Annotated in this window: 4 protein-coding genes; all 4 read right to left on the reverse strand. The window is 40.1% G+C overall.

Going from position 1 to position 2,816, the window contains the following annotated elements; translation table 11 throughout:
• Positions 1-410: 410 nt before the first annotated feature.
• Entirely contained in the window at positions 411-797 is a 387-nt protein-coding gene (locus tag AM228_RS28610; RefSeq protein WP_072160969.1) for a hypothetical protein, read from the reverse strand.
• Between the two features lie 692 nt (positions 798-1,489).
• Entirely contained in the window at positions 1,490-1,771 is a 282-nt protein-coding gene (locus AM228_RS28615; protein ID WP_054470438.1) for a hypothetical protein, read from the reverse strand.
• A 2-nt stretch (positions 1,772-1,773) separates the two neighbouring features.
• A complete protein-coding gene (locus AM228_RS28620; protein WP_054470439.1) occupies positions 1,774-2,115 on the reverse strand; it encodes a hypothetical protein in 342 nt (113 codons plus the stop codon).
• A 283-nt stretch (positions 2,116-2,398) separates the two neighbouring features.
• Positions 2,399-2,662 (reverse strand): hypothetical protein, encoded by a 264-nt coding sequence (locus AM228_RS28625; RefSeq protein ID WP_054470441.1) that lies wholly within the window; start codon positions 2,660-2,662, stop codon positions 2,399-2,401.
• Positions 2,663-2,816 lie beyond the last annotated feature (154 nt).

The raw sequence follows: 2,816 nt of genomic DNA on the forward strand, positions 1-2,816 counted from the left end.
TTTGCCAAAATGAGAATTGCTGGAATGACAGTTTTTTTGTACTTCATAACTCCGAAAAGTGCTATAATTTGAACTCAAATTATAACGTTTTTAACTAAAAATGCCACATTATGGGCGCAATGCTGGCGCCCAAATTAACAGCTTAATTGTAGCAATAATTTTTGAATTTGGTATAATTTTAGTCGGATTTATCCGACTTTAGCTATGAGGCGGGGGTTTTAACCCCCGACGGTTTTTCAGCCCTTTGAAATCGATAATTTAAAATCAAAGAACTATTTTCAAATAGATATTTTCTCCCAGACCACAAATCCCCAGACAAAAAACCGGGTTTTTTTTAGAATTCCACAGATAACTGTTGATATTCACCAAAGAAACCCGGTTTCCGATCTATATATTTCTAATTAATTGTTTTACTTATTTCCCATTTGGCTGGCCATATCTAAGAAAGTTTTCATATTAGGACCAGGACGACGACGGGGGCCTGTGCTGGGCATTAAATATTGGGTCGCAAATCCACCCACGGGTTCCGCAGCTTTTGCCGGTGCTGGGGCTGGCTTGGCTGGGGCTGGGGCTGCTGCTGGGGCCGGGGCGGGTTCAGATTTTTTCGCTTTCGGTGCCGGGGCTTTCGGTGCCGGGGCTTTCTCAGTCTTCGGCGCTTCTACTTTGGCGGCAGCGGGTTCAGCTTTTGGTGCAGCCGGTTCAGCTTTTGGTGCAGTTGTCGCTGACCCAGTGCCTTTGGCTTCGTCCAATTCTAAGAAATATTCAGATTTTTTGCCAAATAAGTTTTTTAGTGCCATGATGCCTGACTCCTGTTGTGTTGTCTGTGTTTTCGTGGATATGGGATTATCTGGTTTAGGGCGGATGCCGCTTTAGTTGGATCCGTTTCGGTAATCGCCACGTTATACCACTTCTGAGGAAAGAGGAGAGAGGAAAGAGGAAAATTCTCTCTTCTATGCATCTCTCTTCTATGTATCTCTCTTTGTGATATCTGGCTAGAAGATCGATAAAATTCTGAGATTGATTATGAAGTTTTTATAACGCCAAAGGCAATAATTGCTTAAAATTCTTAATAAAACTTCACAAACTTATTAAAGCCAAACGGCGATCGCCTCCCAGAGCCTACGGGTGTGGATAAATTGCAAGGAACCTTAATGCGACAGGAATCCCTAGCCAACAATAGGATCCTATTCCTTGCTAGGACTTATTTTATCTAAGGATTAGCAGTCAAAAAGGTAACGTTGATTTGGATCCAAGGAATTACTGACGGAATTGGTATGGAAGCAGTTTCTAAAGTTATGGCTTCTGCACAAAACGCAGTGCATAAATAATATCTGTCAATGTACATCCAGCATTGTAAATAAACACGGCTTATCGGACGACAATTTTGAGGCAATACTAAAATATTATTATTCCCAGATGACCTCTTCACTTCTCCACTAATAATAACTAAACTTGAGAATTTAGTTATTTTAAATGTACTATATAAACTCTATCCTTCACTAAAAGTGTACGGAATATCGGACATTCCTACTTGTAGATTAGTTCTTGCCGCTGATACGGTACTAAGCCCGGTGCCCCCATTCGCGATCGCAGCTATCCCAGTAATATTGGCGGCACTCCCGGAAATATTCCCAGAAATTTGAGCGCCGGTCTGAGTATGCGATGCGGCGGCTGCACCGATCGCCTCTGGGGTAAGCGGGTCAGTGCCCTCGATTGCGTGGTTTGGGGCGTGGGTCTCAGAAGTCTCAATGATTGGTCGTAAAGGAATCATAATTACCAGTTTTCAGTAATCAAAGCTTCGGCGCGTGAATCAGGTGTCGAGTTGCTTGCCCAAAGGAAATTGATTGCAGTTGTAGGCACAGCAGAAAATTCATAAGCGTACTGGCCGGGAATTTCAATTTCAGCATTTGCGGCAGTAGCTGGTTTGCTGGCCACCGTACCTGTTGCCACATACAAAGTATTAACAGAACGATTGATCATGATTAATCGCTTTCTGTCACTACGTGCGGCGATCGCATCGACAGCCGTCACAGACACAGCAATGGTAGCATGAGCGCTATTGCTGTAAGTTTTGGTGTTGTTGCTGACTGGTTGATTGCCAGTAAATTGTAACATTTTTACTCTTTGTTTTTTTTGGATAACTAATGGATAATTTTCCTAAAAAATTGAATAAATAATTTTTTATTTTTTTGAAAATATTTAACTAATATTTTTTAAAATTAAAAATAAATTTTAGCATGACTTGAATTTTCCCAATCTTAAGCTATGCTAAAATTGTCAAATGGTTAAAAATGCGTAAAGATGCCAATTAAAAATAAAAAAACAATTAAATTTTTTAAAAATTCAATGTTAATTAGCCTAAAATTACCTCAAATTACCCAGACAAAAAAGCATAATGTTATCCGCGTATTCGTGCATCAAAATAACAATCAATAGATTCAAAACCGTCCTCGACACAATCCACAGCAAGTTGATTGACGACTTGTGCTTTTTCAATGGAAGAATCGTCCGAAAGACTTCCTAAGCCAAAAGTCGTCGCGTCTAACAGCCAATCAACCCAATTGCCGTTAATACGGCCTGCGTAATCTAGCTCAATCCAAGTTTTTACAGCTTGATTGTAGGAGCGTTTGCTAATCGTAAAATCAATATTTTTATCTCCCATAAATTAACCTTTTTGTTTAGGGATTCAACTTAGCCTAAGCTGCGAAAACCGACAATCATCAAACTTTTCCTAGAAAAAAAGAGGTTAAAGCAATCAAGATTTTAAGCAAAACTGGTAATATAAAAGGGTAGCTGGGGATTAATCCCCAGCCGAC

The sequence above is a fragment of the Planktothricoides sp. SR001 genome, assembly GCF_001276715.1.
Taxonomy (GTDB): domain Bacteria; phylum Cyanobacteriota; class Cyanobacteriia; order Cyanobacteriales; family Laspinemataceae; genus Planktothricoides; species Planktothricoides raciborskii.